Origin of the sequence: Pseudomonas peli (genome assembly GCF_900099645.1) — a bacterium.
GTDB classification, from domain to species: domain Bacteria; phylum Pseudomonadota; class Gammaproteobacteria; order Pseudomonadales; family Pseudomonadaceae; genus Aquipseudomonas; species Aquipseudomonas peli.
In genome coordinates this window covers 104,729-127,061 of record NZ_FMTL01000001.1, presented here as the reverse complement: position 1 = coordinate 127,061, position 22,333 = coordinate 104,729, and the positions used below count along the sequence as shown (strand labels likewise).

At 61.1% G+C, this 22,333-nt stretch carries 21 protein-coding genes; 8 read left to right on the top strand and 13 right to left on the bottom strand.

Annotation, left to right across the window (positions count from 1 at the left end; genetic code table 11):
- Positions 1 to 59 precede the first annotated feature (59 nt).
- The gene (locus BLO50_RS00710; RefSeq protein ID WP_090247931.1) at positions 60 to 1,364 is read left to right on the top strand and encodes an ATP-binding protein; all 1,305 of its coding nucleotides are present in this window, start codon (positions 60 to 62) and stop codon (positions 1,362 to 1,364) included.
- Between the two features lies 1 nt (position 1,365).
- Entirely contained in the window at positions 1,366 to 2,277 is a 912-nt protein-coding gene (locus tag BLO50_RS00705; RefSeq protein WP_090247929.1) for a response regulator, read from the top strand.
- Between the two features lie 54 nt (positions 2,278 to 2,331).
- On the opposite strand, the gene BLO50_RS00700 is transcribed toward BLO50_RS00705, so the two are convergent.
- From BLO50_RS00700 to BLO50_RS00675, 6 genes are all read right to left on the bottom strand, one after another.
- Positions 2,332 to 3,678: a class II 3-deoxy-7-phosphoheptulonate synthase gene (locus BLO50_RS00700; protein ID WP_090247927.1), complete on the bottom strand. Its 1,347-nt coding sequence runs from the start codon at positions 3,676 to 3,678 to the stop codon at positions 2,332 to 2,334.
- 106 nt (positions 3,679 to 3,784) lie between these two features.
- Entirely contained in the window at positions 3,785 to 5,575 is a 1,791-nt protein-coding gene (locus BLO50_RS00695; protein ID WP_090247925.1) for an N-acyl-D-amino-acid deacylase family protein, read from the bottom strand.
- Complete coding sequence (locus BLO50_RS00690; RefSeq protein ID WP_090247923.1) at positions 5,572 to 6,312, bottom strand: sulfite exporter TauE/SafE family protein; 741 nt, start codon at positions 6,310 to 6,312, stop codon at positions 5,572 to 5,574. The genes BLO50_RS00695 and BLO50_RS00690 overlap by 4 nt, the downstream gene beginning before the upstream one ends.
- The gene (locus BLO50_RS00685) at positions 6,312 to 7,094 is read right to left on the bottom strand and encodes an SDR family NAD(P)-dependent oxidoreductase (RefSeq protein ID WP_090247922.1); all 783 of its coding nucleotides are present in this window, start codon (positions 7,092 to 7,094) and stop codon (positions 6,312 to 6,314) included. Before BLO50_RS00685 ends, BLO50_RS00690 begins: the two co-directional genes overlap by 1 nt.
- Positions 7,094 to 8,020 carry a bile acid:sodium symporter family protein gene (locus tag BLO50_RS00680; protein WP_090247920.1) on the bottom strand — a complete coding sequence of 309 codons (927 nt, stop codon included), beginning with the start codon at positions 8,018 to 8,020 and terminating at the stop codon, positions 7,094 to 7,096. The genes BLO50_RS00685 and BLO50_RS00680 overlap by 1 nt, the downstream gene beginning before the upstream one ends.
- Positions 8,001 to 9,350 (bottom strand): flavin-containing monooxygenase, encoded by a 1,350-nt coding sequence (locus tag BLO50_RS00675; protein WP_090247919.1) that lies wholly within the window; start codon positions 9,348 to 9,350, stop codon positions 8,001 to 8,003. Before BLO50_RS00675 ends, BLO50_RS00680 begins: the two co-directional genes overlap by 20 nt.
- A 162-nt stretch (positions 9,351 to 9,512) precedes the next feature.
- On the opposite strand from BLO50_RS00675, the gene BLO50_RS00670 reads away from it, so the two are divergent.
- Complete coding sequence (locus tag BLO50_RS00670) at positions 9,513 to 10,286, top strand: spermidine synthase (RefSeq protein ID WP_090247918.1); 774 nt, start codon at positions 9,513 to 9,515, stop codon at positions 10,284 to 10,286.
- 6 nt (positions 10,287 to 10,292) lie between these two features.
- On the opposite strand, the gene BLO50_RS00665 is transcribed toward BLO50_RS00670, so the two are convergent.
- Positions 10,293 to 11,084: a crotonase/enoyl-CoA hydratase family protein gene (locus BLO50_RS00665; protein ID WP_090247917.1), complete on the bottom strand. Its 792-nt coding sequence runs from the start codon at positions 11,082 to 11,084 to the stop codon at positions 10,293 to 10,295.
- A gap of 385 nt (positions 11,085 to 11,469) precedes the next feature.
- On the opposite strand from BLO50_RS00665, the gene BLO50_RS00660 reads away from it, so the two are divergent.
- The gene (locus BLO50_RS00660) at positions 11,470 to 13,149 is read left to right on the top strand and encodes a DEAD/DEAH box helicase (protein WP_090247916.1); all 1,680 of its coding nucleotides are present in this window, start codon (positions 11,470 to 11,472) and stop codon (positions 13,147 to 13,149) included.
- A 71-nt stretch (positions 13,150 to 13,220) separates the two neighbouring features.
- On the opposite strand, the gene BLO50_RS00655 is transcribed toward BLO50_RS00660, so the two are convergent.
- The gene (locus BLO50_RS00655) at positions 13,221 to 13,991 is read right to left on the bottom strand and encodes a DODA-type extradiol aromatic ring-opening family dioxygenase (RefSeq protein ID WP_090251086.1); all 771 of its coding nucleotides are present in this window, start codon (positions 13,989 to 13,991) and stop codon (positions 13,221 to 13,223) included.
- 169 nt (positions 13,992 to 14,160) lie between these two features.
- Here BLO50_RS00655 and BLO50_RS00650 point away from each other — a divergent pair, with 169 nt between their 5' ends.
- Positions 14,161 to 14,817 (top strand): thiopurine S-methyltransferase, encoded by a 657-nt coding sequence (locus tag BLO50_RS00650; RefSeq protein WP_090247914.1) that lies wholly within the window; start codon positions 14,161 to 14,163, stop codon positions 14,815 to 14,817.
- A gap of 53 nt (positions 14,818 to 14,870) precedes the next feature.
- On the opposite strand, the gene htpX is transcribed toward BLO50_RS00650, so the two are convergent.
- The 4 genes from htpX to BLO50_RS00630 form a co-directional block, all read right to left on the bottom strand.
- Positions 14,871 to 15,743, bottom strand: a complete 873-nt coding sequence (gene htpX / locus BLO50_RS00645) for a protease HtpX (RefSeq protein WP_090247912.1) — start codon at positions 15,741 to 15,743, stop codon at positions 14,871 to 14,873.
- Between the two features lie 144 nt (positions 15,744 to 15,887).
- Positions 15,888 to 16,340 (bottom strand): hypothetical protein, encoded by a 453-nt coding sequence (locus BLO50_RS00640; RefSeq protein WP_090247911.1) that lies wholly within the window; start codon positions 16,338 to 16,340, stop codon positions 15,888 to 15,890.
- Positions 16,340 to 17,083: an SDR family NAD(P)-dependent oxidoreductase gene (locus BLO50_RS00635; protein WP_090247909.1), complete on the bottom strand. Its 744-nt coding sequence runs from the start codon at positions 17,081 to 17,083 to the stop codon at positions 16,340 to 16,342. The genes BLO50_RS00640 and BLO50_RS00635 overlap by 1 nt, the downstream gene beginning before the upstream one ends.
- An 11-nt stretch (positions 17,084 to 17,094) precedes the next feature.
- Positions 17,095 to 18,306: a pyridoxal phosphate-dependent aminotransferase gene (locus BLO50_RS00630; protein ID WP_090247908.1), complete on the bottom strand. Its 1,212-nt coding sequence runs from the start codon at positions 18,304 to 18,306 to the stop codon at positions 17,095 to 17,097.
- A gap of 245 nt (positions 18,307 to 18,551) precedes the next feature.
- On the opposite strand from BLO50_RS00630, the gene msrB reads away from it, so the two are divergent.
- From msrB to BLO50_RS00615, 3 genes are all read left to right on the top strand, one after another.
- Positions 18,552 to 18,947: a peptide-methionine (R)-S-oxide reductase MsrB gene (gene msrB / locus BLO50_RS00625; RefSeq protein ID WP_090247906.1), complete on the top strand. Its 396-nt coding sequence runs from the start codon at positions 18,552 to 18,554 to the stop codon at positions 18,945 to 18,947.
- Positions 18,948 to 19,056: 109 nt separating this feature from the next.
- Positions 19,057 to 19,542 (top strand): glutathione peroxidase, encoded by a 486-nt coding sequence (locus BLO50_RS00620; RefSeq protein WP_090247904.1) that lies wholly within the window; start codon positions 19,057 to 19,059, stop codon positions 19,540 to 19,542.
- Positions 19,539 to 20,012, top strand: a complete 474-nt coding sequence (locus BLO50_RS00615; RefSeq protein WP_090247902.1) for a MarR family winged helix-turn-helix transcriptional regulator — start codon at positions 19,539 to 19,541, stop codon at positions 20,010 to 20,012. The genes BLO50_RS00620 and BLO50_RS00615 overlap by 4 nt, the downstream gene beginning before the upstream one ends.
- Here the strand turns inward: BLO50_RS00615 and BLO50_RS00610 are convergent.
- Positions 19,988 to 22,300, bottom strand: coding sequence for a response regulator (locus BLO50_RS00610; protein WP_090247900.1), 2,313 nt, complete (start codon positions 22,298 to 22,300; stop codon positions 19,988 to 19,990). The genes BLO50_RS00615 and BLO50_RS00610 overlap by 25 nt on opposite strands.
- Positions 22,301 to 22,333: the final 33 nt, after the last annotated feature.

Here is a 22,333-nt window from a genome sequence, read left to right as displayed (position 1 = left end):
CATGGCGGCAACTTGGCGCTGGTTGAATGGCGGCTTTCCAACGCACAGGGAGTCTGCCCATGACCACTGCCAGCGCGCTCACGCGCTTGCTCAAGCCGGTTTCGCCGTTGGCTGCGGACATGAGCATCGCCGATGTGGCGGATCGTCTTCTGACGCCGGAGCTCAAAGCTTTTCTCTCGCTGCCCATTGTAGATAGCGCCGGCCGGCCACTGGGCCTGGTCAGTCGCACCACCTTGCAGGACATCTTTATGCAGCGCTTCGGTCGCGATTTGCGCGGCCGTCACGCGGTGCAGGAGGTGATGAATGCGGCACCGCTGGTAGTCAGCCTCGACACCAGCCTGGAGGACGCCGCCAAGCAGATCACCGGGCAGCTGCAATACCCGATTACCGAGGACTTTATCCTGGTCGATGCCCAGGGCCTGTATCGCGGCCTGGGCACTGTGCTCGATCTGCTCAAGGCCATGGAGGCGCGCATCGCCCAGCGCAATTTGGTGCTGCGTAAGGCGCTTGTTGAGCTCAAGGAATCGCAGACTCAACTGGTACAGTCAGAGAAGATGGCGTCCCTGGGGCAGATGGTCGCCGGCGTCGCCCACGAGCTGAACACCCCGCTGGGTTATGTGAAAAACAATGTGCAGCTACTACGCGAACTGAGTGCGCCGCTGTTTGAACTGGCCGAGGCGCAGGCTGCTCTGGGCGATTGCCTGAACGATCCGACCTGTGATGAGGCTCGCCTGACCATGGCCCTGGAGGTTGCTGCCGAAGCCCGCACCAAGGCTGCTCCGGAACTGTTGGTGGAGGACTTTACTCAGCTGTTCAGCGACACCCTCTATGGCCTGGCGCAGATTGCCGAGCTGGTGGTCGGGCTGAAGGATTTCGCCCGTCTGGATCGCGCGATGAGCGAGGAGGTCGACCTCAATGAGTGCATCCGCAGCGCACTGGTGATTGCCCGTAACGGCATCAAGGACAAGGCCGAAACCATCTTGCAATTGGGTGAACTGCCACGCATTCCCTGTGCGCCGTCGCAGATCAACCAGGTGCTGCTCAACCTGCTCAACAACGCCGCCCAGGCCATCGACGTCTTCGGGCAGATCCTGGTGAAAACCTGGGCCGACGACAGTGCCGTGTGCCTTTCCGTGCAGGATTCCGGGCGTGGTATGCCACCTGAAGTGCTGGCGCGCATCTTCGATCCGTTCTTTACCACCAAACCGGTGGGCCAGGGCACCGGCCTGGGGCTATCAATCAGCTACAAGATCATCCAGGACCACGGCGGGCAGATCCGCGCAGCGTCCGAGCCTGGGCGCGGTACGCGCTTTCTGATCCGCCTGCCGCGCCCGCAGGCGCTGCCACTACAACGGAGTGCCTGATATGAGTGAGCAGATTCGTATTCTGTTTGTTGATGATGAAGAGCGCATTCTGCGCAGCCTGGCCCTGCAGTTTCGCCGTGAATATGAAGTGCTGACCGAGAGCAACCCGCGTCGCGCCCTGGAGCGGCTGAAAAGCGAGAATGTGCAGATCATCGTCAGCGACCAGCGCATGCCACAGATGAGCGGTGCCGAGCTGCTGGCCCAGGCGCGTGAGATTGCCCCCTATACCCTGCGCATTCTGCTGACCGGCTACTCAGACCTGGATGCCGCCGTAGAGGCGCTCAATAGTGGCGGTATCTTCCGTTACCTGACCAAGCCCTGGGATCAGCAGGAAATGGCCTTCACCCTGCGTCAGGCCGCGCAGATTGCTGCACGCCAGTTGCAGGCACCGAAAGTCTCGGCAGTCATACCGCAGGCGGCGCTCAATGTGCTGCTCTTGGACGAGGATGCGTCGACTCTGGATGTGGTGGCCGAGTTCTGCGTGGCCGGCGGTCATCGCCTGCTGCGCGCGGCTTCGCTGAGCGACGCCGTGATTCTGCTTAACAGCCAGCCGATTGATCTGCTGGTCAGTGACCTGCAAGTGGCTGGGGAAGACACTGCACCACTGTTGAAAAGCCTAGCCCAGGCCCATCCGCGTTTGCTCAGCCTTGTGGTTACGCCGTTCTGCGATACCCAGGCGCTGCTCAAATTGATCAACGAAGCGCAGATTTTCCGTTACCTGCCCAAACCAATTCGGCGCGGGCTGTTCGACAAGGGCTTGTTGGCAGCTGCCGAACAGGCGCAACTCTGGCGCGCACAGCCGGCGCAGGTTGTCACCCGCCTGGCACAGCAGCCGCGTGAAGAGCGGGATCGGGAGAAGGTTGGCAGTTTGCTCGGCATGCTCGGGCGTTTGCGTGAACGCCTGATTGCCTGAATGAATCCCGCTGCTGCGCCATTTGCGACGTAGCAGCGGGGTTGGCAGCCGCCTTTAGCGGCGTACTTGCTTAAGGGTTTCGGCGATCAGGAAGGCCAGCTCCAGCGACTGGTCGGCGTTCATCCGTGGGTCGCAGTGGGTGTGGTAGCGATCCGACAGGCCGTCTTCGGTGATCGGCCGCGCGCCGCCGATGCATTCGGTGACGTTCTGCCCGGTCATCTCGATATGGATACCACCGGCATAGCTGCCTTCGGCCTGGTGCACGGCAAAGAACTGCTTCACTTCGGCAAGAATCTGCGCAAAGTCGCGGGTCTTGTAACCGCTTGAGGCCTTGATGGTGTTGCCGTGCATCGGGTCTGAGCTCCACAGCACCTGGCGACCTTCACGCTGCACGGTCTGGATCAGGCGCGGCAGACCGGCTTCGACCTTGTCCGCACCCATGCGCACGATCAGGTTGAGGCGGCCCGGATCGTTGTCCGGGTTGAGGATGTCGATCAGGCGGATCAGGTCTTCGCTGTTCATGCTCGGGCCGACTTTCACCCCAATCGGGTTGCCCACGCCGCGCAGAAACTCGACATGCGCGCCGTCCAGCTGACGGGTGCGGTCGCCGATCCACAGCATGTGCGCCGAGCAGTCGTACCAGCCGCCGGTAAGGCTGTCCTTGCGCACAAAGGCTTGCTCGTAGTTCAGCAGCAGCGCTTCGTGGGCGGTGAAGAAGCTGGTTTCACGCACTTGCGCCGCGCCGTCCATGCCGCAGGCGCGCATAAAGGCCAGGGTTTCGTCGATGCGGTCAGCCAGCTGGCTGTACTTCTCACCGAGCGCCGAGTTGGCAATAAAGTCGAGGTTCCACTGATGCACCTGATGCAGGTCGGCAAAACCGCCCTGGGCAAAGGCACGCAGCAGGTTCAACGAAGCGGTGGACTGGTGATAGGCCTGCAGCAGGCGCTCCGGGTCTGGCACGCGGCTGGCAGAGTCGAAGCCGATGCCGTTGACGATATCGCCACGGTAGGCGGGCAGGGTCACGCCGTCGATGGTTTCGTCATTGGCCGAGCGCGGTTTGGCGAACTGGCCGGCCATGCGCCCGACCTTGACCACCGGGCAGCCGGCGGCAAAGGTCATGACGATGGCCATCTGCAGCAGCACCTTGAAGGTGTCGCGGATTTTTGCCGCGCTGAACTCGGCAAAGCTCTCGGCGCAATCGCCACCCTGCAGGAGAAACGCGCGACCCTGGGTGACCTCGGCAAACTGGCGACGCAGTTCACGGGCTTCACCGGCAAACACCAGCGGCGGATAACCGGCCAGGGTCTGCTCGACCTGGGCCAGTTGCGCGGCGTTCGGGTACTGCGGTTGTTGCTGGATCGGCTTGGCTCTCCAGCTTTCAGGGCTCCAGGGTTGCGACATTGCGGCTCTCGGCTTAAGTCAATTTAGGCGGACGGGCATGGTAACCGATAAGCCATGACCGGCAAGCCGATAGGCGCGATAGAGCCGCTGCATGGTGACGTACGGCTCAGGCCGTGGCGGGTTTGAAACCTGCTGCTGGCGCTGTGCGCGGCGCAACGTCACGCCCCGGCAGAAAGCTGCCAAAGCCGGGCTGCTTGCCCAGCGCGTCGGGGAACTCGGCGCCGCGGCGGTAGGCGATGCGACCGTTGATCAGGGTGGCGTCCACCGCTGCGTCATTGCGTTTGACCACGCGCTCCAGGCCGAGCACCTCCATCAGCGCTTCATGGATGTCGTCCAGCTCATCGGTCAGCCCGGCTGGGTTAACGATCACCACATCAGCACGGTCGCCAACGCGGATAGTGCCGGCGTCGACCCCGATAAAGTCCGCCAGCTCTCCAGTCAGGCGGTGGATGGCGCGGCCCATGTCCATGAACGGGGTGCCGGTAAGTTCGGCATCGCGCACGTATTTAAGGAAGCGCAGCGGAAAGTTGTACTGAGCGATGGAACGCAGGTGTGCGCCCGAGTCAGCGAAGCCCGGCTGGGTCCAGGGGCTGGAGAGCAGCTTATGCATCACTGCCTCGCGCTGGTTGCCATAGCAGGTGGTCCACTTCAGTGCCTCGCGGTACTGGCAGGCCAGCTCGAAGTAGGCGTCCACCGGGTCCAGGCCATGGGCGGCGCCGAGTTGCTTGAAGTTCTTGCGGACCATGCTGGCGTCCGGGCATTCGGTTACCCAGCAATCGGCGAAGTCGCGGTGCCACAGGCCCTTGGTGAGGACCGCCTTGACCTGCTTCTTGAACAGCGCGCGAAACTCCGGCTCCAGCACCTTGGCGTACAGCTCGTCGGGGTTTTTGATATTGCGCAGGATCTCGCCGGCACCGAATTCCTCGAAGGCGTTCACGTTGAGTCCTTCCAGGCGCAGGGTGAAGGGCGCCGGCAGAGTCTGCCAGCGGAAGTGGCCGCGCAGCACACGGTTGGCCAGCCAGCCGGAGAAGCGGGTAAAGCGGTGCAGCAGCGGCTGCGACTTCAAGTCCAGGGCGGTCAGCATTGAGCACTTCAGCGGTTTTCTGAACCAGCCGTGGGCCTGGTAGAGGAAGGCGAACACGTTGACCTTGGTCACCGCGTCCGGCGCGCCCTGCATGACCGCGCCACGCCGGCGCAGCACGGCGAACAGGCGGGAGAACTCGGTCCAGCTAGCGAAGGTCGACGGCAGAGGGCTGGACCAGGCGCGGTCACCGTCCATCTTGTCGAGCTTGGTGGTCATCACCGACAGTCCGATGCAGCCGGCATCCAGCGCCTCTTCCAGCAACTGTTCCATGCGCTGCAGTTCGGCTTCGGTTGGTTTGATCTTACTGGTGGCGCGCTCCAGACCAAGCACCGCTACGCGCAGCTCGGAGTGGCCGAGGAAGGAACTGACATTCGGCCCCAGCGGCTGTTGGTCATAGAAGGCGCGGTAGCCGGCGGCGTCGCGCCAGGTTTTCTTCTGTTGCAGGATCGGCAGTACGTACTCGCGCGGCACGGCCTCGACGCGGGTGAACAGGTCCGAGCAGTCCTCGGCATCGGCCAGCACCATGCTGATCGAGCAGGAGCCGATGGTCACGCTGGTCACGCCGTGGCGCACCGACTCCTTCAGTGCCGGCGCAGCGATCACTTCGGCGTCGTAGTGCGAGTGAATTTCCAGAAAGCCCGGCGTTACCCACTTGCCGGCAGCATCCAGCACTTCGGGGCAGCCGCTTTCATCCAGCAGGCTGAGGCTGACGGCATCGATACGCCCACCCTTGATGCCGATATGCCGCAGTTGCCCGGGTTGATTGCTGCCGTCGAAGTACAGGCCGTTCTTGATGATGATGTCGTAGCTCATAGCAGACTCCAGGGCGCTAACAGCAAGCAGCCGGTGACCAGTAGCAACAGGTAGATGGCAAGGCGGAAGTGTTGTTCGTTGAAGCGTTGGTGCAGGCGTTCACCCAGCCACACACCGATCAGCAGCAAGGGCGCATAGCTGAGCACCTGCGGCAGTGCGGGCAGCAGGCGGCCGTCAATTAGAAAGGCCACCGTCAGTAGGCTGTTGAGGGTGAACCAGACGCTGACCAGGGTGGCGCGCAGGCGTGCCTTGTCCAGTTGCGTGCCGGCCAGGGCGAACACCAGCAGCGGGCCGCCGGAGGCAAACAGGCCGTGACTGACGCCAGCGCATAGGCTAAGCAGGCGGCTTAGCCACATGGGCCGGATGGGTTGCGCGACCGTGTGACGCAGGCGCCATAGCTCGCGGGCGGCGAACCACAGCACCAGTGCGCCGAACAGGCGCTTGGCCAAGGCCGCATCGAGGAAGGGCAGCAAGGCGTAACCGAGCAGGGTGCCGACGACCATGCCGGGCAGGATCATGCCCAGCAGCAGTCGCCAGTCGATCGAATGCCAGTGCCGTGCGACTAGATAGCCGGTCATGCAGATATTCAGCGGCACCAGCACCGGCAGTAGCTGGTCGATGGGCAGCAGCAACGCGCCGAGTGACAGGGCAATCACGATGCTGCCGAAACCGGTGATCGCCTCCAGGGTGTACGCCAGCAGGATAAAGCCCGCCAACGTCAGCCAGATAACGTCCATCAGCCCATCTCCCCAGCGAAGCGTGCACTCATCTTGCGGTAGTAAAACCCGGGGGCAATGCGCCAGAGCAGGCTGGCGAGCCAGCTGCAACGGTCGGGGAACAGGCGCTCGCGGCCTTGCCTCTGCGCCTGGAGAATCTGCGCGGCCATCCAGTCGGCACTGCATACCTGGCCGATGGTTGAACGGCCGTGCTGCGCCTGCTTGCCGTCGCCGCCAAGGGCGTTCTGCTCGATCGGTGTATCAAGAAAGCTCGGGTACACCAGCAGCATGCGGATGCCATCGCGTGCAGCTTCGGCGCGCAGCACTTCGAAGAACTGGCCGAGGGCGCTTTTCGCGGCGCAATAACCGGCGCGACCCAGCACCGGCATCCAGCCCGCCATGGAACCGATGGCAATGATCTGCCCACGGCTCTGGCGCAGCAGCGGCAGGGCGCTCAGGGTCAGCTCCACGGGGGCCTGATAGTCGACGGCCATGACTTTGCGCAGCACGGCTGGGTCTGTCTGCATGGCCGGCGAGCGGTGGGTGATGCCGGCGTTGTTGATCAGCACATCCAGGCGGCCGAAGCGCTCGCGACAGGTTTGCAGCAATTGCTGATGCAGGTACGGGTCGGTGATATCGCCGGCCAGACCGATTACCCGTTCTGCACCTAGCTCATCAATCCGCGCAGTCAGGCCATTGGCGTTGATATCGGTGAGCAGCAAGTGGTAACCCGCGGCGTGATAGCCGCGCGCAAGCTCCCAGCCGAGGCCGCTGGCGGCCCCGGTGATCAGTACCGTCGGCATCAGTGGCTGCCTTCGCTGATGACTGCGCCAGGTTGTATCAGTGGTGGGCGGCGTGACCAGAACAGCGCCAGAATCAGCCCGGAAAGCAGCTGCCAGCAGCCCCAGAACGCGGCAATCAACAGCATGCCGCCGGCCTGCGGGAAGAAGGTGAAGATCAGCGCCATGCCCAGAGCCGAGTTGTGGATGCCAGTTTCCAGGGTTACTGCGCGCACGTCGGCATCGGGCAAGCGCCACAGGCGTGCGCACAGGTAGCCGAGCAGCAGGGCGATGGTGTTGAGGGTGACCACCAGCCAGAAGAACAGATGGAAGTGCTCGGTGAATTGCTCGAAGTTTTTGCTAAAGGCACCGCCGACGAAGGCCAGCATCACCAGCAGGGAGAAAGTGCGCAGGGGTTTTTCCAGTTTTTGCGCCAGCTGCGGGCGACGCTTGCCCAGCCACATGCCGAGTACCATCGGCAGCACCAATACCAGCAGGACCATGGCGAGCAGTTCGATTGGATCGACGCTGATTTCGGTCAGCAGTGCGCGGGTGCCAGGGTTGATGCCGGCGTACAAGGCAAAGTTGAGCGGGGTGAAGATACCTGCGGTGATGCTCGACACCGCGGTGACACTGGCCGATACCGCGACGTTGCCGCGGCCCAGCCAGGTCATGATGTTGGAGAAGGTGCCGCTCGGGCAGGTCGCGACCAGTATCAGGCCCAGCGCCAGGCTCGGGTCGATCGGCAGCAGAATGGTCAGCAGGCAGGTGCTGGCGGGAAGCAGGAAGAACTGCACGAACATACCAATCAGCGGCGCCTTGGGTGTACGCAGGATGCGCTTGAAGTCATCGGCACGCAGTTCCAGCGACACGCCGAACATCATCAGCGCGATGATGGCGTTCAGCGCGATCATCGCGCTGGGGGAAAACTCAAGATTGACGGCAGGCATCGTGGCTTTCCTTGGAGGGGCTCGGAGTGATGGGCTGCAAGTTCTGCTGCAGTTCAGTGATGTGCTGCTTCACGCTCTTACGGTAGCTGTCTTTGTGCACGTAATAGGCCATGCGCTCCAGTTGCAGGTAGCTATAGCCACCATCCAGGCGCTGCGCACTGCGCGCCTGCACCAGGGCGCGGAAACGTTTGGCGGCCGCGCTACCTTGCTGCTGTTGGCGAATCACCAGGGCCACCAGTTCGGCCTGCTCGGCGCGGCCCTGCCAACCAAGGCCCGAAGCTTCGACCATGCCCAACATAAACAGGTTGTCGTACTCAGGGTGGAACACGTTGAGGTACAGCTGCGGCGCGCCGGCGTTGCTCGGCCAGTTAAGGTGCGCGCGGTCTATAAAGGGGTAGTCGAGTTTGTAGCCGGTGCCTTGCAGAATCAGGTCGTACTCGGCCTGTTCGCCGTTACTGAAGGTCACCTGCAGGCCTTCAACCTTGACGATGTCGCGGCGCGCCTTGATATCGCCATGGCCAAGGTAATGCAGCACCAGGGAGTTCATCACCGGGTGTGACTCGTAGAGCTTGTAGTCCGGGTCGGGCAGGCCGTATTGCGAAGGTTTGCCGACCAGCGCGCGTACCAGCAGGCCATCAAGGAATTGCTTGAACGGGCGCGGCAGCTTGATTGCGCCGCCGAGCGTGTCGGTCGGCCGACCCAGGGTGAATTTGGGCAGGAAGTAATAACCGCGACGCACCGAGAGGTCCACCGAAGCGGCGCGGTGCACAGCGTCCACGGCGATGTCGCAGGCCGAGTTGCCGCAGCCGATTACCAGCACGCGCTTGCTGTCGAACACCGCTGCCGAGCGGTAGTCGCTGGAGTGCATCAGCTCGCCGGTAAACGTGCCGGGTAGCGCCGGCTGATTGGGCGTATGCAGGGTGCCGTTGGCCATCAGTACGCCGTCGAACAGCCACTCACGCTGAACGCCATCGTACTCGCTGATCAGCTTCCAGCCTTTGTCCAGGCGCTGGATTGCCACTACACGGGTATTGAATTGGTAATGCGCGTACAGGCCGAAGTGCTCGGCGTAGTCGCGGAAATAGCGGCGCATTTCACCGTGATGCGGGTAGGGAGCCACCTCGTCGCGCATCGGAAATTCAGTGAATTGAGTGGTGCCCTTGGAGGAAATCAGGTGCGCCGAGTCATACATGGTGCTGTGCGGATTATCGATGTCCCACAGGCCGCCGACATCCGCGTGCAGCTCGAAACCGACAAAGTCGATACCGTACTTGTGCAGTTGACGTGCTGTACACAGCCCCATGGGGCCGGCACCGATAATGGCGTACATGGCAAACCTCGATCATTGTTTTTATTGTTGTAGTCGCACAGCACCGAACCGGCGCACCCGACTGCGGCAAATTATCGCGTGACCGGGGGAGGGTGCCTCAATGACAATTAGCGCCTTTCCTCTGGCCGAAATGGTCGGGGATGTCACGGTGGAGTGTGCGGGATGCCAGGTTTACCTCCGGTTGGGCAGATGCCGGACCCGCTGTTGATCGCTGAAGTGCACGATGCCTTCGGGGTGATTCAGGTGGTCGAAATGGGCGCGTATCGCTTTCTCGAATTTGGTGAGGCGATTGAGCAGAGCTGCGTTTATATGCCGGATCCCAGCTGGCTGGAGTACGACTACACCCGCGCCATGCTGCTCGGCGCGCTGTGCCATGAGCACCCGGAAAGTGCGCTGTTTCTGGGCCTCGGTGCCGGCAACCTGACCCAGGCCTGCTTGCGGTTTCTGCCGTTGGACGATGTTGAGGTGATCGAGCTGCGCGCCGATGTGCCGCGCTTGGCCATGGAGCATATGGGCCTGGTCGATGATCCGCGCCTGACCATTCGTATCGGCGATGCGCTGGAATTGCTGGAAAGCGCGGAAAAGACCGACCTGCTGTTTGTCGACCTCTATACCGATCACGGCCCGGCGACTGGGCATCTGGCATGGCGTTTTCTGGAAAACTGCCAAAAGCAGCTTAACCCTGGCGGCTGGCTGATTATCAACCAGTGGGCCGGCAACGACGGCAAGCCACTGGGGGCGCCGCTGCTGCGCGGCCTCTACCACCGGCATTACTGGGAGTGCCCGGTGAAGGAGGGCAATGTCGTGTTGCTGGTGCCGGCGGATCTTGAGCAGAACATCGACTTTACCGAACTGCGGCGCCGCAATGAGCTGCTGGCGCCGCAGTTCGGTTATTCGCTGGAGTCGTTGATCAAAGCGGTACGTCCTGCGACCTGATCACGCTCAACGCCCTTTAAAGTCGCCCGGACGGCGTTCCAGCATCGCTCGCACGCCTTCCTGCGCATCTTCACTGGCCATCAGGCGAGTCACGGTCGGGTGCAGGCTGGCGGCTGCGGCAGCCGGGCCTTCGACTACCGCCTGGCGCGCCGAAGCCAGGGTAGCCTGCACACCCAGCGGGGCTTGCGCAGCAATGCGTTCAGCCAGCCACAGTGCCTTGGGCAGCAGTTCCTCGCTGGCCACTACCTGCTGGATCAACCCCAGGCGATAGGCTTCGTGAGCATCGAACTCATCGCCGGTCAGCAGCCAGCGCATGGCATTACCCCAGCCAGCGCTCTGGTGCATGCGCAAGGTGGCGCCGCCGAACGGAAATATTCCGCGCTGCACTTCCATCTGCGCGAAGCGGGTATTGCTCGCGCACAGATTGATATCCGAGGCCAGCATCAGTTCGATACCGATCGTGTAGCAGTAGCCCTGAGCAGCGACGATCACCGGTTTGCTCACTCGCGGCCCGCCGAAAACGCCCCAAGGGTCACAGCCGTCGTCAGGGATCTTCCAGCCGGCGGCAAATTGCGCCGCTACGTTTGCCAGGTCCAAACCAGCGGTGAAGTGCTCACCATGGGCAAATACCAGCGCCACGCGCGCGTCGCTGTCGCGCTCGAACTCGCCGTAAGCCCGGCACAGATCATCCAGCATGGGCATATCGAAAGCATTGCGTTTGCTCGCTCGGTCCAGGCCGATCAACATGATCTGGCCACGTTTTTCACGGCTGACGCGGCCGCTGGTGCTTTGGGTCATGGCTGGGAGTCCTTGTGCGCAGGTAGGTGAGCTGGGGTTGAGGCCGTTACAGCATGGCAGTTGCAGGCTATCAGAGGATGGCTGTATGGCACGTTATAGGTGCTGCTTATGCATTTTTTATGCGTGGTTGATGGAAAAACAGGCACATCGGCCAGGTTTTCCGGTATAGTGCGCGCCGGTCAATTCTTGGCCACGTTCAGGTAGTACAACTCGCCCGAAGGTTTACTTTGGCAGTTAGTCCGTTTTGCGGACTATCCTTGACGATTCATTTATCACACGTTTTCGCAAATCCCCGCCGACATGGCTGCCAGGGTGACTCTCGGGTCTTACACGGCATGCGCAGCTTTGGAACATGGGTCTTTGCGGATGCACTAGAGGCAGACCCATGACCCAGGAAACCGGCGGCTTCGCCGCACTCGGACTCAACTCCAATATTCTCGCTGCACTGACCGCTGTTGGTTATGAAGAGCCGTCGCCGATTCAGGCGCAGGCCATTCCCGTAATTCTGTCCGGTCAGGACATGATCGGTCAGGCCCAGACCGGTACCGGTAAAACCGCTGCTTTTGCGCTGCCGATCCTGTCGAAAATCGACCCGGCCAAGAAAGAGCCGCAGGCGCTGATCCTCGCGCCAACCCGCGAGCTGGCCCTGCAAGTGGCCACCGCGTTTGAAACCTATTCCAAGCAGATGCCAGGTCTGAATGTGGTTGCCGTTTATGGCGGCGCGCCAATGGGCCCGCAGCTGAAGGCTATCCGTCAGGGTGCACAGGTCATCGTGGCTACGCCGGGTCGTCTGGTTGACCACCTGCGTCGTGATGAGAAAGTCTTGTCGACCATTCAGTACTTGGTCCTCGACGAAGCTGACGAAATGCTCAAGCTGGGCTTTATGGATGACCTCGAAGTAATCTTCGAAGCCATGCCAGCCAGCCGCCAGAGCGTGCTGTTCTCTGCTACCCTGCCGCATTCGATCCGCGCCATCGCAGAAAAACACCTGCGCGATCCGCAACACATCAAAATCGCTTCGAAGACCCAGACCGTGACTGCGATTGAGCAGGCGCACCTGATGGTCCACGCCGACCAGAAGCACGCGGCAGTACTGCGTCTGCTGGAAGTCGAAGAGTTCGACGCGCTGATCGGTTTCGTGCGTACCAAACAAGCCACCCTAGACCTGGCCGCTGCGCTGGAAGCCAAGGGTTACAAGGCTGCTGCACTGAACGGTGACATCGCCCAGAATCAACGTGAGCGCGTGATCGAGTCGTTGAAGGATGGCCGTCTGGACATCGTCATCGCCACCGACGTTGCTGCTCGCGGTCTCGATGTGCCGCGTATCACCCACGTTATGAACGTGGACATGCCATATGACCCAGAATCGTACGTGCACCGTATCGGCCGTACTGGCCGTGCGGGTCGTACCGGTCGCGCCCTGTTGCTGGTGACGCCACGTGAGCGCCGCATGCTGCAAGTGATTGAGCGTGTAACCGGGCAGAAAGTGGGTGAGGTGAAGCTGCCGGACGCTCAGCAAGTACTGGACGCACGCATCAAGAAGTTGACCAACAGCTTGGCGCCACTGGTGGCCGATGCCGAAGCCAGTCACGGTGATCTCCTAGATCGCCTGACGGCTGATATCGGTTGCAGCCCGCGTGCTCTGGCCGCCGCCCTGCTGCGCAAGGCCACCAATGGCCAAGCCCTGACCCTGGCTGAAGTTCAACGTGATCAGCCGTTGGTTCCGGGTAGCGGTAGCAGCGCTCCGCGTGAACGCAGCGAGCGCAGTGAGCGTCCTGATCGTGAAGGCAGCCGCGAGCGCCGTGCACCGGTGCCGTTGGCCGAAGGCCGCGCGCGTTGCCGCACCGCCCTGGGTGCGCGTGACGGGATTGCCGCGAAGAACCTGCTGGGTGCGATCCTCAACGAAGGTGGTTTGACCCGTGAAGACATCGGCCGCATTCAGGTGCGTGAGAGCTTCAGCCTGGTCGAGCTGCCGGAAGAAGGTCTTGATCGTCTGCTGGGTAAGTTGAAAGACACCCGCGTCGGTGGCAAGCCGCTGAAACTGCGTCGTTATCGCGAAGATTGATACTTCGCTTAATAAAAAAGCCCCGCTCATTGCGGGGCTTTTTTATGGCTGTAACTCTGTGGGCATAGGGCTTAGGTGAAGCTGTAGATATCCATCCCCAGTGCGCCCAGGGTGAAGCCGCTGTGCTCGACCTTGAACTGCCCGCCGGCGCTTGCGGCAAAAAACAGCGGCAGCAGGTGTTCATCGCTGGGGTGGTTGCGCGCAGCATAGGGGGCTTGCCGGCGATAATCATCGAGCGTGGCGTTGTCCTGTCTCGTAAGTTTATCCACGATCCAGTCACGGAAAGCCTGCGCCCAGGGCTTGATGACATCTGGACCCGCATGCCAGTCCAGTTCGCCGAGGTTGTGGGTGATGCTGCCCGAGCCGATCAGCAGCACGCCTTGCGCGCGTAAGCTGGTCAGTGCCTGGCCGACGCGGCGCTGCAGGGCAGGACCCTGGTGGCTGGGCAGGGAGATTTGCACCACGGGTATATCTGCCTGTGGGTACATCAGCGCCAGGGGCACCCAGGCACCGTGATCCAGCGGCCGTTCAGGATCCAGCTGGGCCGGAAGTCCGGCTTGCTCCAGCAGATTGGCGATCTCGGCGGCCAGCTCGGGCTCGCCTGGTGCTGGGTATTGCACCTGATACAGTTCAGCGGGAAACCCGTGAAAGTCATGCCAAGTTTGTGGGTGTACGGTGCTGCCAACCCGCAACTCACGACTTTCCCAGTGCGCCGAAACCAGCGCAATCGCGCGCGGCTTTTGCAGTTGGCTGGCCAGGCTGGCGAGGGCTGGACCGCTGGCGCCGGGTTGCAGGGCCAGCATGGGTGAGCCGTGGGAGATAAATATACTGGGCAGTGACATGACAGGCTCCTGATCGGTTTCCTGCATCTTCCATCAGTCAATCTGTACATAAAAGCGTAAAAGACTGGGTATTTAAATCGCTTAAATAGATGGTTTGCGCGGGTTGAGCCTCTTGGCCTTATGGGCTGGGTGCGTCACGATCTTTCGTTGAGTCTTTTCAGGAGTGGGTATGCACGCAGAATTTTGGCAGGCACGTTGGGCGCGCAGTGAAATCGGTTTTCATCTACCTGAGGTCAATCCCTATCTGCAGCAGTATTGGCCGGCGCTGGGTTTGCCGGAGGGCGCACGTGTGCTGGTGCCGCTGTGTGGCAAGAGCCTGGATCTGGCCTGGTTGGCGGGGCAGGGTTATCACGTCGTCGGTGTTGAGCTGGCGCAGCGTGCAGTGGAAGATTTCTTCGACGAGCATAAGCTGCTGCCGGAGGTCAGTGAGGTCGGCGCGCTCAGGCTGTATCGGGCTGGCGCTGTGGAAATCTACTGCGGTGATTTCTTCGCCCTGACGGCTCAGCAGCTTGATGGCTGTTCCGCACTGTATGACCGCGCCGCACTGATTGCATTGCCGCCAGAAATGCGCGCGCGTTATGTGGCGCATTTGACGCAAGTCTTATCCAGCGGCTGCCAAGGGTTACTGGTGAGCTTGGACTATGACCAGGCGCGCATGGACGGCCCGCCCTTCGCTGTGGCAGATGAGGAGGTGCAGCGCTTGTATACGCCTGAATGGCAGTTGCAGGAGCTGATGTGCGGCGATGTGCTGGGCGATAACTGGAAGTTTTTAAAGCGCGGCCTTGAGCGCCTGGATGAGCGGGTCTATCAGCTGCGTAAAGACTGAATCACAGCCACAAAAAAGGGCGACTCAAGAGTCGCCCTTTTTGCTTTTGCTACTTAGCCGCGCTGACGCAGGGCTTCGATGCGAACTTCCAGTGGCGGGTGGGTCATCAGCAGGCCAGCCAGGCCGCCTTTCAGGCCACCGTTGATGCCGAACGCGGTCAGGCTGTTAGGCATGGTGACCGGCACTTCCTGTTCGGCGCGCAGGCGCTGCAGAGCGGCAATCATGGCACCTGTGCCGGCCAGGCGTGCACCAGCTTCGTCGGCCTTGAACTCGCGCTTACGCGAGAACCACATAACGATGATGCTGGCCAGGATGCCCAGAACAAGCTCGGCGAAGATGGTCGCCACGAAGTAACCGATGCCTGGGCCGTCTTCGTTCTTCAGAATGACCTTGTCGACAAAGTTGCCGAAGATCCGTGCGAAGAACATCACGAAGGTGTTCACCACGCCCTGAATCAGCGCCAGGGTAACCATGTCGCCGTTGGCCACGTGGCCAATTTCGTGGGCCAGCACCGCGCGTACTTCGTCAGGCGAGAACCGCTCCAGCAGTCCCTGGCTGACGGCTACCAGGGCATCGTTCTTGTTCCAGCCGGTGGCGAAGGCGTTGGACTCGTAGGCCGGGAAGATACCCACTTCTGGCATCTTGATCCCGGCTTCGCGGGACAGTTCTTCCACGGTCTGCATCAGCCACTGTTCGTGGCGGGTGCGTGGCTGGGTGATGATTTCGGTCTTGGTGCTCATCTTCGCCATCCACTTGGACAGGAACAGCGAGACCAGCGAGCCGGCAAAACCGAACACGGCGCAGAAAACCAGCAGGCTGCCATAGTTCTGGCCGGTAAAGCGGTCAACCCCGAGCAATTTCAGGGTGATGCTGGCGATGATCAACACCGCAATGTTGGTGGCCAGGAACAGCATAATGCGCATCATGGTGTATTGAGACTCCTCACGAGAATGTTCTATAAGGCCATTGAAAACCCTGTTTTGGCTGCTTCGCCGGGTTTTCAACCGCCACTCTTGGATATGACGGCTATATAAGGGCGCACCCCCAGGCACTTCAACCTGGCGACTATTTCAAACTATGTCGCTTGCGCCGTTTAGGCTGGATTCGAACAGCAGGCGAGTCAGGCGGGCTATGCGCTCGCCATGCCTTTGGCCCAGCGCTTCGCGCAGCTGAAAGGCCAGGGTGGCGTGCACGCGGCGCACGCTGGGCGGCAGGGCTTCACCCTCCGGCAGGGCGTGAGGCACGCCGCGGGTCAGGCGCAGAAAGCCCTTTTCGCTGAGCACGGCCTGATCCAGTGCGTCGTAACCGATGGTGGAGTCGAAGCGGATATAGCCTTCCTCGGCCAGCCACAGCAGGGCGCCCAGACAACTTTGGTGGCGTGGTGTGGGCAGGCCGAACTCATCGGGCTCTTCGCGGCCGATCAGGTCTTCCACATACAGTGCGGATTTACTCGGAAACGCCTGGTACAGAGTCAGCATGCCGGCGGCGGCATCCTTGTAGAAGTCGTCGATCTGCAGGTCCATCAGAATTTGCCAATCATTGAGGTTGGAAGATAAGGCAGCACGCGGCCCAGGAGCGCCCAGGGCCAGCCAGGCACGTAGGCGCTAACATGGCGTTTGTCGATGTGCTTGGCGATCAGTGCTGCGCCGCGTTCTACATCAATCAGAAATGGCCGGCTGGCCATATCGCTGTTCAAGGGCGTGTCGATAAAGCCCGGTAGCAGGAGCGTGGTGTCGATGTTCTTACCCAGCAGCTCGGCGCGGGTGGCTTCCATGTAGCTGATCAGGCCAGCTTTGCTCGCCGAATAGGCCGCCGTATGCGGCAAACCGCGTTTGCCGGCGACTGAGGCGACGGCAACCAGGTGGCCGTGGCCTTGCTGACGAAACAGTGCGCAGGCGGCATCCAGGCAGGCAATCGCGCCGATCAGGTTGGTTTCCACAGTCAAGCGTGCGCGCTTAAAGTGGCCACCGCCGGCTTTACCGGTCAGTGCGATACCGGCATTGGCAATAATTCCGTCCAGACCACCGAGCAGGTTGGCGGCCAGGCCTACGGCGTCCTGGCATGCGTCGTAGTCGGTCACATCCAACGGCAAGACCACCACTTTGCGCTTGAAGCGCGCCTGCAGTTCGGCGGCCAAGAGGTGCAGGCTGTCTTCGCGGCGTGCGGCCAGGGCCAGGTCATAACCCTTAGCCGCCAATTCGCGGGCCAGAGCGGCACCGATACCAGAGCTGGCACCGGTTAGCAGGTAGCGTTTGCTCTGGTTCATGTGCGCTCCGATTACTGTTGGTAAGTCTTGAGGAAGCTGCCGATGCGACCGATGGCCATTTCCAGCTCATCCACGCGCGGCAAGGTGACCACGCGGAAGTGATCCGGCCACGGCCAGTTGAACGCGGTGCCTTGAACGATCAGCAGTTTTTCCGAGAGCAGCAGGTCGAGCACAAACTTTTCGTCGTTGTGGATCGGGCAGACCTTCGGGTCGATCTTCGGGAAGGCATACAGCGCGCCCATCGGTTTGACGCAGCTGACCCCGGGAATGTCGTTGAGCAGTTCCCAGGTACGGTTGCGCTGCTCCAGAAGGCGACCTTGCGGCAGCACCAGGTCATTGATGCTCTGGTAGCCGCCCAGCGCGGTCTGGATCGCATGCTGGCTCGGCACGTTGGCGCACAAACGCATATTGGCGAGGATATCGATGCCTTCGATATAGCTTTGCGCGCGGTGCTTCGGCCCGGAAATCGCCACCCAGCCGGAGCGGAAACCCGCCACCCGATAGGACTTGGACAGGCCATTGAACGTCAGGCAGAGCACGTCTGGGGCCAGCGATGCGGTAGAGATATGCTGGGCTTCGTCGTAGAGAATCTTGTCGTAGATCTCGTCGGAGAACAGCACCAGGTTGTGCTGACGGGCCAGTTCGACGATGTCCATCAACACTTCTTTGGAATACACCGCGCCAGTCGGGTTGTTCGGGTTGATCAGCACCAGGGCTTTAGTGTTTGGTGTGATTTTCGCGCGCATGTCGGCGATATCGGGGAACCAGCCTGCCTGCTCGTCGCACAGGTAGTGCACAGGCTTGCCACCGGCAAGAGCCACTGCCGCCGTCCACAGCGGGTAGTCCGGTGCCGGGATCAGTACTTCATCACCGTTATTCAGCAGCGCCTGCATGGCCATCACGATCAGCTCGGATACGCCGTTGCCCAGGTAGATGTCTTCGATACCAACGCCTTCTACCTGCTTCTGCTGGTAGTACTGCATGACCGCCTTGCGCGCACTGAACAAACCCTTGGAGTCGCTGTAGCCCTGGGCTGTGGGCAGATTACGGATTACATCCTGCAGAATTTCTTCAGGCGCTTCAAAACCGAACGGTGCCGGGTTGCCGATGTTCAGCTTGAGGATGCGATGGCCTTCCTCTTCCAGGCGTTTGGCGTGCTTGAGCACCGGCCCGCGGATGTCGTAGCAGACGTTGGCAAGCTTGTTCGATTTGCTGAACTGCATGTATGTGATCCCGAATAGTGGACGCCGCTGAATTACCCTGCAAAAAGTCGCGATCTGACGAGCCTTGGCAGGTTGTAACGCCGGTGACAGACTGGGGTCGAATGATACGTGGCAGCCCGACCTTGGCAAAGGTACTGGTCGGGCTTTTTTATGGCGTGCCATCCATGGCCGCCACCCTTTGGGCCGTCGCTGCGCGACGTTAAAAATCGCTCCCGGCGATTTTTTCATGTAGAGGAGACTTGCCTGTGGACAAGCTGGAAAAACCCCTGGAAGCCTGGCGCGAAGAGCTTTCCGAGGAGCAGTTTCATGTCTGTCGCCTGGGCGGCACCGAGCGCGCGTTTACTGGCCAATACCACGACAGTAAGGTGCCAGGTATTTACCACTGCGCCTGCTGCCAGGCTGAGTTGTTTGATTCGGACGCCAAGTACGACTCTGGCAGCGGTTGGCCGAGTTACTTCCAGCCCGTCAACAGCGAGGCCATCACCAGCCTGGATGACTTCAATCACGGCATGCACCGCATCGAAGTCAAATGCGCCAAGTGCGATGCTCACCTGGGGCATGTGTTTCCCGATGGTCCGGCGCCAACGGGGCTGCGTTATTGCATCAACTCGGCTTCGCTCAAGCTGGTGCCGAAGGCTTAAGGCCACCGCATAGGCCTGCATTAGCGGGCCTTATCTTGGTTTAATTAAATTGCATGCAATTTAATTGCTCGCTATCTTGCGTCCATTCCCACTCCTCAGGATGACCAGCATGAGCAACGCACTCTTCGATATTCCGGTTACCACCATCAAAGGCGAGCAGAAGACCCTGGCCGATTTCGGCGGCAAGGCCGTGCTGGTGGTCAACACCGCCAGCAAGTGCGGTTTCACCTCGCAGTACAAGGGCCTGGAAAACGTCTGGCAGCAGTACAAGGACCAAGGTCTGGTGGTGCTGGGCTTCCCTTGCAACCAGTTTGGCAAGCAGGAACCGGGCGATGAGGGCGTGATCAGTGAGTTCTGCGAGCTGAACTTCGGCGTGAGCTTCCCGCTGTTCAAGAAGGTCGATGTCAATGGCAGTGATGCTCATCCGCTGTTCGTCAACCTGAAGAAGAGCGCGCCGGGCCTGCTCGGTAGCCAGGGCATCAAGTGGAACTTCACCAAGTTTCTGCTCAGCGCCGACGGTACGGTGATCAAGCGTTTCGCCCCGACCACCAAGCCTGAAGACCTGACTGCTGAGATCGAAGCACTGCTGAAATGAGCCAGGCCAGCTTGCACGTGGACGAGGGGCTGCAGCTGGACAACCAGCTGTGTTTCAAACTCTACGCCGCTTCACGTGCGGTGATCCGCGCCTACAAGCCGATGCTCGATCAGCTCGGTCTGACCTACCCGCAGTACCTGGCGATGCTGGTGCTGTGGGAGTGGCAGCAGCAACCGCCGGCGTTGCCCACGGTCAAGGCGTTGGGTGAGCGTTTGTTGCTCGACTCCGGCACGTTGACGCCGCTGCTCAAGCGCCTGGAGCAGCAAGGCTTGTTGCAGCGTAAGCGTTCGGCCAGTGATGAGCGTGAGGTACACCTTGCGCTGACCCCGGCCGGCGGCGCTTTGCGTACGCAGGTGCTGCCGCTGAAAAGCCAGTTGTTGTGCGAGCGCGGTGTTGACCTGGATCAGGTCGCGGCGTTGCGCGGTCAGGTGGGCGTGTTGCTGGATCAGTTTATGGCGCTTAACCACTGATCGAGCAGCACCGCTAGCTCGTCTTTACGGAAGGGCTTGGCCAGGTAGTCGTCCATCCCCGCAGCGCGGCAGCGCTCACGTTCGTCGGACAGCGCATTGGCGGTGAGGGCAATGATTGGCAACTCGGCGAATTCGCTTTTCTGGCGAATTTGTCGGGTGGTTTCATAGCCGTCCATGACCGGCATGTTGCAGTCCATCAGGACCAGATCGACCGTCTGGGTTTCCAGCAAGGTCAGCGCTTCGCCACCATGATTGGCCAATAACACCTCGCAGCCGAGCTTGCCGAGCATGCCCTTGGCTACCAGCTGATTGACTGGGTTGTCTTCCACCAGCAACACGCGCGCCTGGCGGCTGCGTTGCGGTTCGCTGTGCTGCTCGGCGGCATGTGCAGCGCCCTGGCCGAGAATGCGGCGTAAGGCCTGCAGCAGCACTTGGCGTGAAAGCGGTCGGGCCAGTTGCTCGATAGGCGCAAGGTTCTCCACCTGTTCGCTGCTGAGAAAATTACCGTAGGCGCTGACCACCAGAATGGGCAGGCTGGAGTGCGCGCGCAGCTCATTCAAGCGCTGCGGGCTGTCGCTGATCAGCACGTCCGCATCAAGCGGGCCCAGCACGCTGTCGGTATCCTGATGCTGATAGTGCAGGCTCCAAGCGGGCAGCAATCGGCTCAGCTGTTCACTCAGGCCTGAGCTCGCTGGGCTGAGGCCAATAACGCGTCCGTGCAACACGGGAAGTGGCTGGGTGTAGTTCTGGCTGGGCAGCGGCAGGTCAACGCAGAAGGTGCTGCCGAAGCCTTCCTGTGTCTCCAGGCTCAGTTGGCCGCGCATGGCTTCGCAAAGTCGGCGGGTAAGGGCCAGGCCCAGGCCGGTACCGCCAAATTGCCGGGTGATACCAACGCCGGCCTGAGCAAACGGCTGGAAGATCCGTGCTTGAGCCTCTTCGGCAATACCGATGCCAGTGTCGCGCACAATGATCCTGACGCCATCGTTATGCGTGCTGACACTGATGTCTACGCGGCCAAAGCGGGTGAATTTCAGCGCGTTGGACAGCAGGTTGCTGACAATCTGCCTAACCCGCGTTGGGTCGCCGAGCAGCTGGTTGGGCAGCTGGGGATCAATCAGGCAGGTCAGTTCAACGCCGGGTGCGGCGTTCTGCGAAAGCAGGTTGGCGGTGTCTTCGACCATGCTGCCGAGGTCAAAGGGAATGTGTTCCAGCTCCAGCTGCCCAGCCTCGAATTTCGACAGGTCGAGAATGTCGTTGAGCAGCTCGACCAGCACCTTACCGGAGTCATGGGCGATCGACAGCTGTTGGCGCTGCTCGTTATTCAGCGGCCCGTCCAATGACAGTGCGAGCATGCCGAGTAGGCCATTGAGTGGGGTGCGGATCTCGTGACTCATATTGGCCAGGAAGGCTGAACGCGCCTGAGCCATGTCCAATGCCGTGCGTTTGGCCTGCTCCAGTTCGCGGTTGGAGTCGAGTAGGCGGCTGTTGGCGGCTTCCAGTTGTTCGGTGCGTGCCGAGACCATGTCTTCCAGCTCGGCCAGGTAGCGAGTCAGGCGGGCTTCGGCCTGCTGACGCTGCTCGATCTCGCTGGCGATGCTGCTCAGCTGACGGTTGGTGACATCGACCAATACGCCGATTTCATCGCGTTCATGGTTGGGCGGGTAGGGCAGCTTGGCGTTGTTGGGGCTGCGCAGATCACGCTCGCTGAGGGCGCGGATAAAGCCGGTCAGCGGTTTGGTCAGCATGAAATAGAACAGTACCAGCAGGATCAGCGACAACAGCAGGCTACGGGCGAAGCCGGTCAGCAGGGTAAGTAGTGAGCGGTTGAGGAAGTGGCTGCCAAAGGCGTAGGTGTCGACTTCCAGGCTCAGTTTGCCCAGCGGCTCCTCGGGTGAATGGCTAACGAACAGGGCCGTTTCAAAGTGCCGGCGCTCGCCGAACATGAAATCGCTGAGCACCCGGTAGCGACTTTCCATGGCCGGGCGGCTAACGCTGGCCAGGGTGAGCTGATTGTTGTCGATTATTTGCGCGCTGATCACCGCCGGTGAGCGCAGCAGGCCCAGTACCAGTTCCTGCGCCAGTTCAGCGTCAATGTTGTAGGCGATGCGCGCAGCCGGGTTGTGGCTGATCTCCATCAGTGCGTTGATCTCGCGGTTGATGGAGGCATCTTCGCTGGCATAATCGATGCCCACTTGTATCAAGCTGAGCGCAGTGCCGAGGATGAAGGCTACCAATACGGTCAAACCGGCCTGTTTGAATGACAGGCGTTGGGTAAGCGCTATATCCATATTGGCCGGTTGATCTCATGTTGAATCGCTTGC

Coding starts and splice junctions, on each gene's coding strand:
- BLO50_RS00710 (WP_090247931.1), top strand. CDS start 60: ATGACCACTGCCAGCGCGCTCACGCGCTTGCTCAAGCCGGTTTCGCCG.
- BLO50_RS00705 (WP_090247929.1), top strand. CDS start 1,366: ATGAGTGAGCAGATTCGTATTCTGTTTGTTGATGATGAAGAGCGCATT.
- BLO50_RS00700 (WP_090247927.1), bottom strand. CDS start 3,678: ATGTCGCAACCCTGGAGCCCTGAAAGCTGGAGAGCCAAGCCGATCCAG.
- BLO50_RS00695 (WP_090247925.1), bottom strand. CDS start 5,575: ATGAGCTACGACATCATCATCAAGAACGGCCTGTACTTCGACGGCAGC.
- BLO50_RS00690 (WP_090247923.1), bottom strand. CDS start 6,312: ATGGACGTTATCTGGCTGACGTTGGCGGGCTTTATCCTGCTGGCGTAC.
- BLO50_RS00685 (WP_090247922.1), bottom strand. CDS start 7,094: ATGCCGACGGTACTGATCACCGGGGCCGCCAGCGGCCTCGGCTGGGAG.
- BLO50_RS00680 (WP_090247920.1), bottom strand. CDS start 8,020: ATGCCTGCCGTCAATCTTGAGTTTTCCCCCAGCGCGATGATCGCGCTG.
- BLO50_RS00675 (WP_090247919.1), bottom strand. CDS start 9,350: ATGTACGCCATTATCGGTGCCGGCCCCATGGGGCTGTGTACAGCACGT.
- BLO50_RS00670 (WP_090247918.1), top strand. CDS start 9,513: ATGCCAGGTTTACCTCCGGTTGGGCAGATGCCGGACCCGCTGTTGATC.
- BLO50_RS00665 (WP_090247917.1), bottom strand. CDS start 11,084: ATGACCCAAAGCACCAGCGGCCGCGTCAGCCGTGAAAAACGTGGCCAG.
- BLO50_RS00660 (WP_090247916.1), top strand. CDS start 11,470: ATGACCCAGGAAACCGGCGGCTTCGCCGCACTCGGACTCAACTCCAAT.
- BLO50_RS00655 (WP_090251086.1), bottom strand. CDS start 13,991: ATGTCACTGCCCAGTATATTTATCTCCCACGGCTCACCCATGCTGGCC.
- BLO50_RS00650 (WP_090247914.1), top strand. CDS start 14,161: ATGCACGCAGAATTTTGGCAGGCACGTTGGGCGCGCAGTGAAATCGGT.
- htpX (WP_090247912.1), bottom strand. CDS start 15,743: ATGATGCGCATTATGCTGTTCCTGGCCACCAACATTGCGGTGTTGATC.
- BLO50_RS00640 (WP_090247911.1), bottom strand. CDS start 16,340: ATGGACCTGCAGATCGACGACTTCTACAAGGATGCCGCCGCCGGCATG.
- BLO50_RS00635 (WP_090247909.1), bottom strand. CDS start 17,083: ATGAACCAGAGCAAACGCTACCTGCTAACCGGTGCCAGCTCTGGTATC.
- BLO50_RS00630 (WP_090247908.1), bottom strand. CDS start 18,306: ATGCAGTTCAGCAAATCGAACAAGCTTGCCAACGTCTGCTACGACATC.
- BLO50_RS00620 (WP_090247904.1), top strand. CDS start 19,057: ATGAGCAACGCACTCTTCGATATTCCGGTTACCACCATCAAAGGCGAG.
- BLO50_RS00615 (WP_090247902.1), top strand. CDS start 19,539: ATGAGCCAGGCCAGCTTGCACGTGGACGAGGGGCTGCAGCTGGACAAC.
- BLO50_RS00610 (WP_090247900.1), bottom strand. CDS start 22,300: ATGGATATAGCGCTTACCCAACGCCTGTCATTCAAACAGGCCGGTTTG.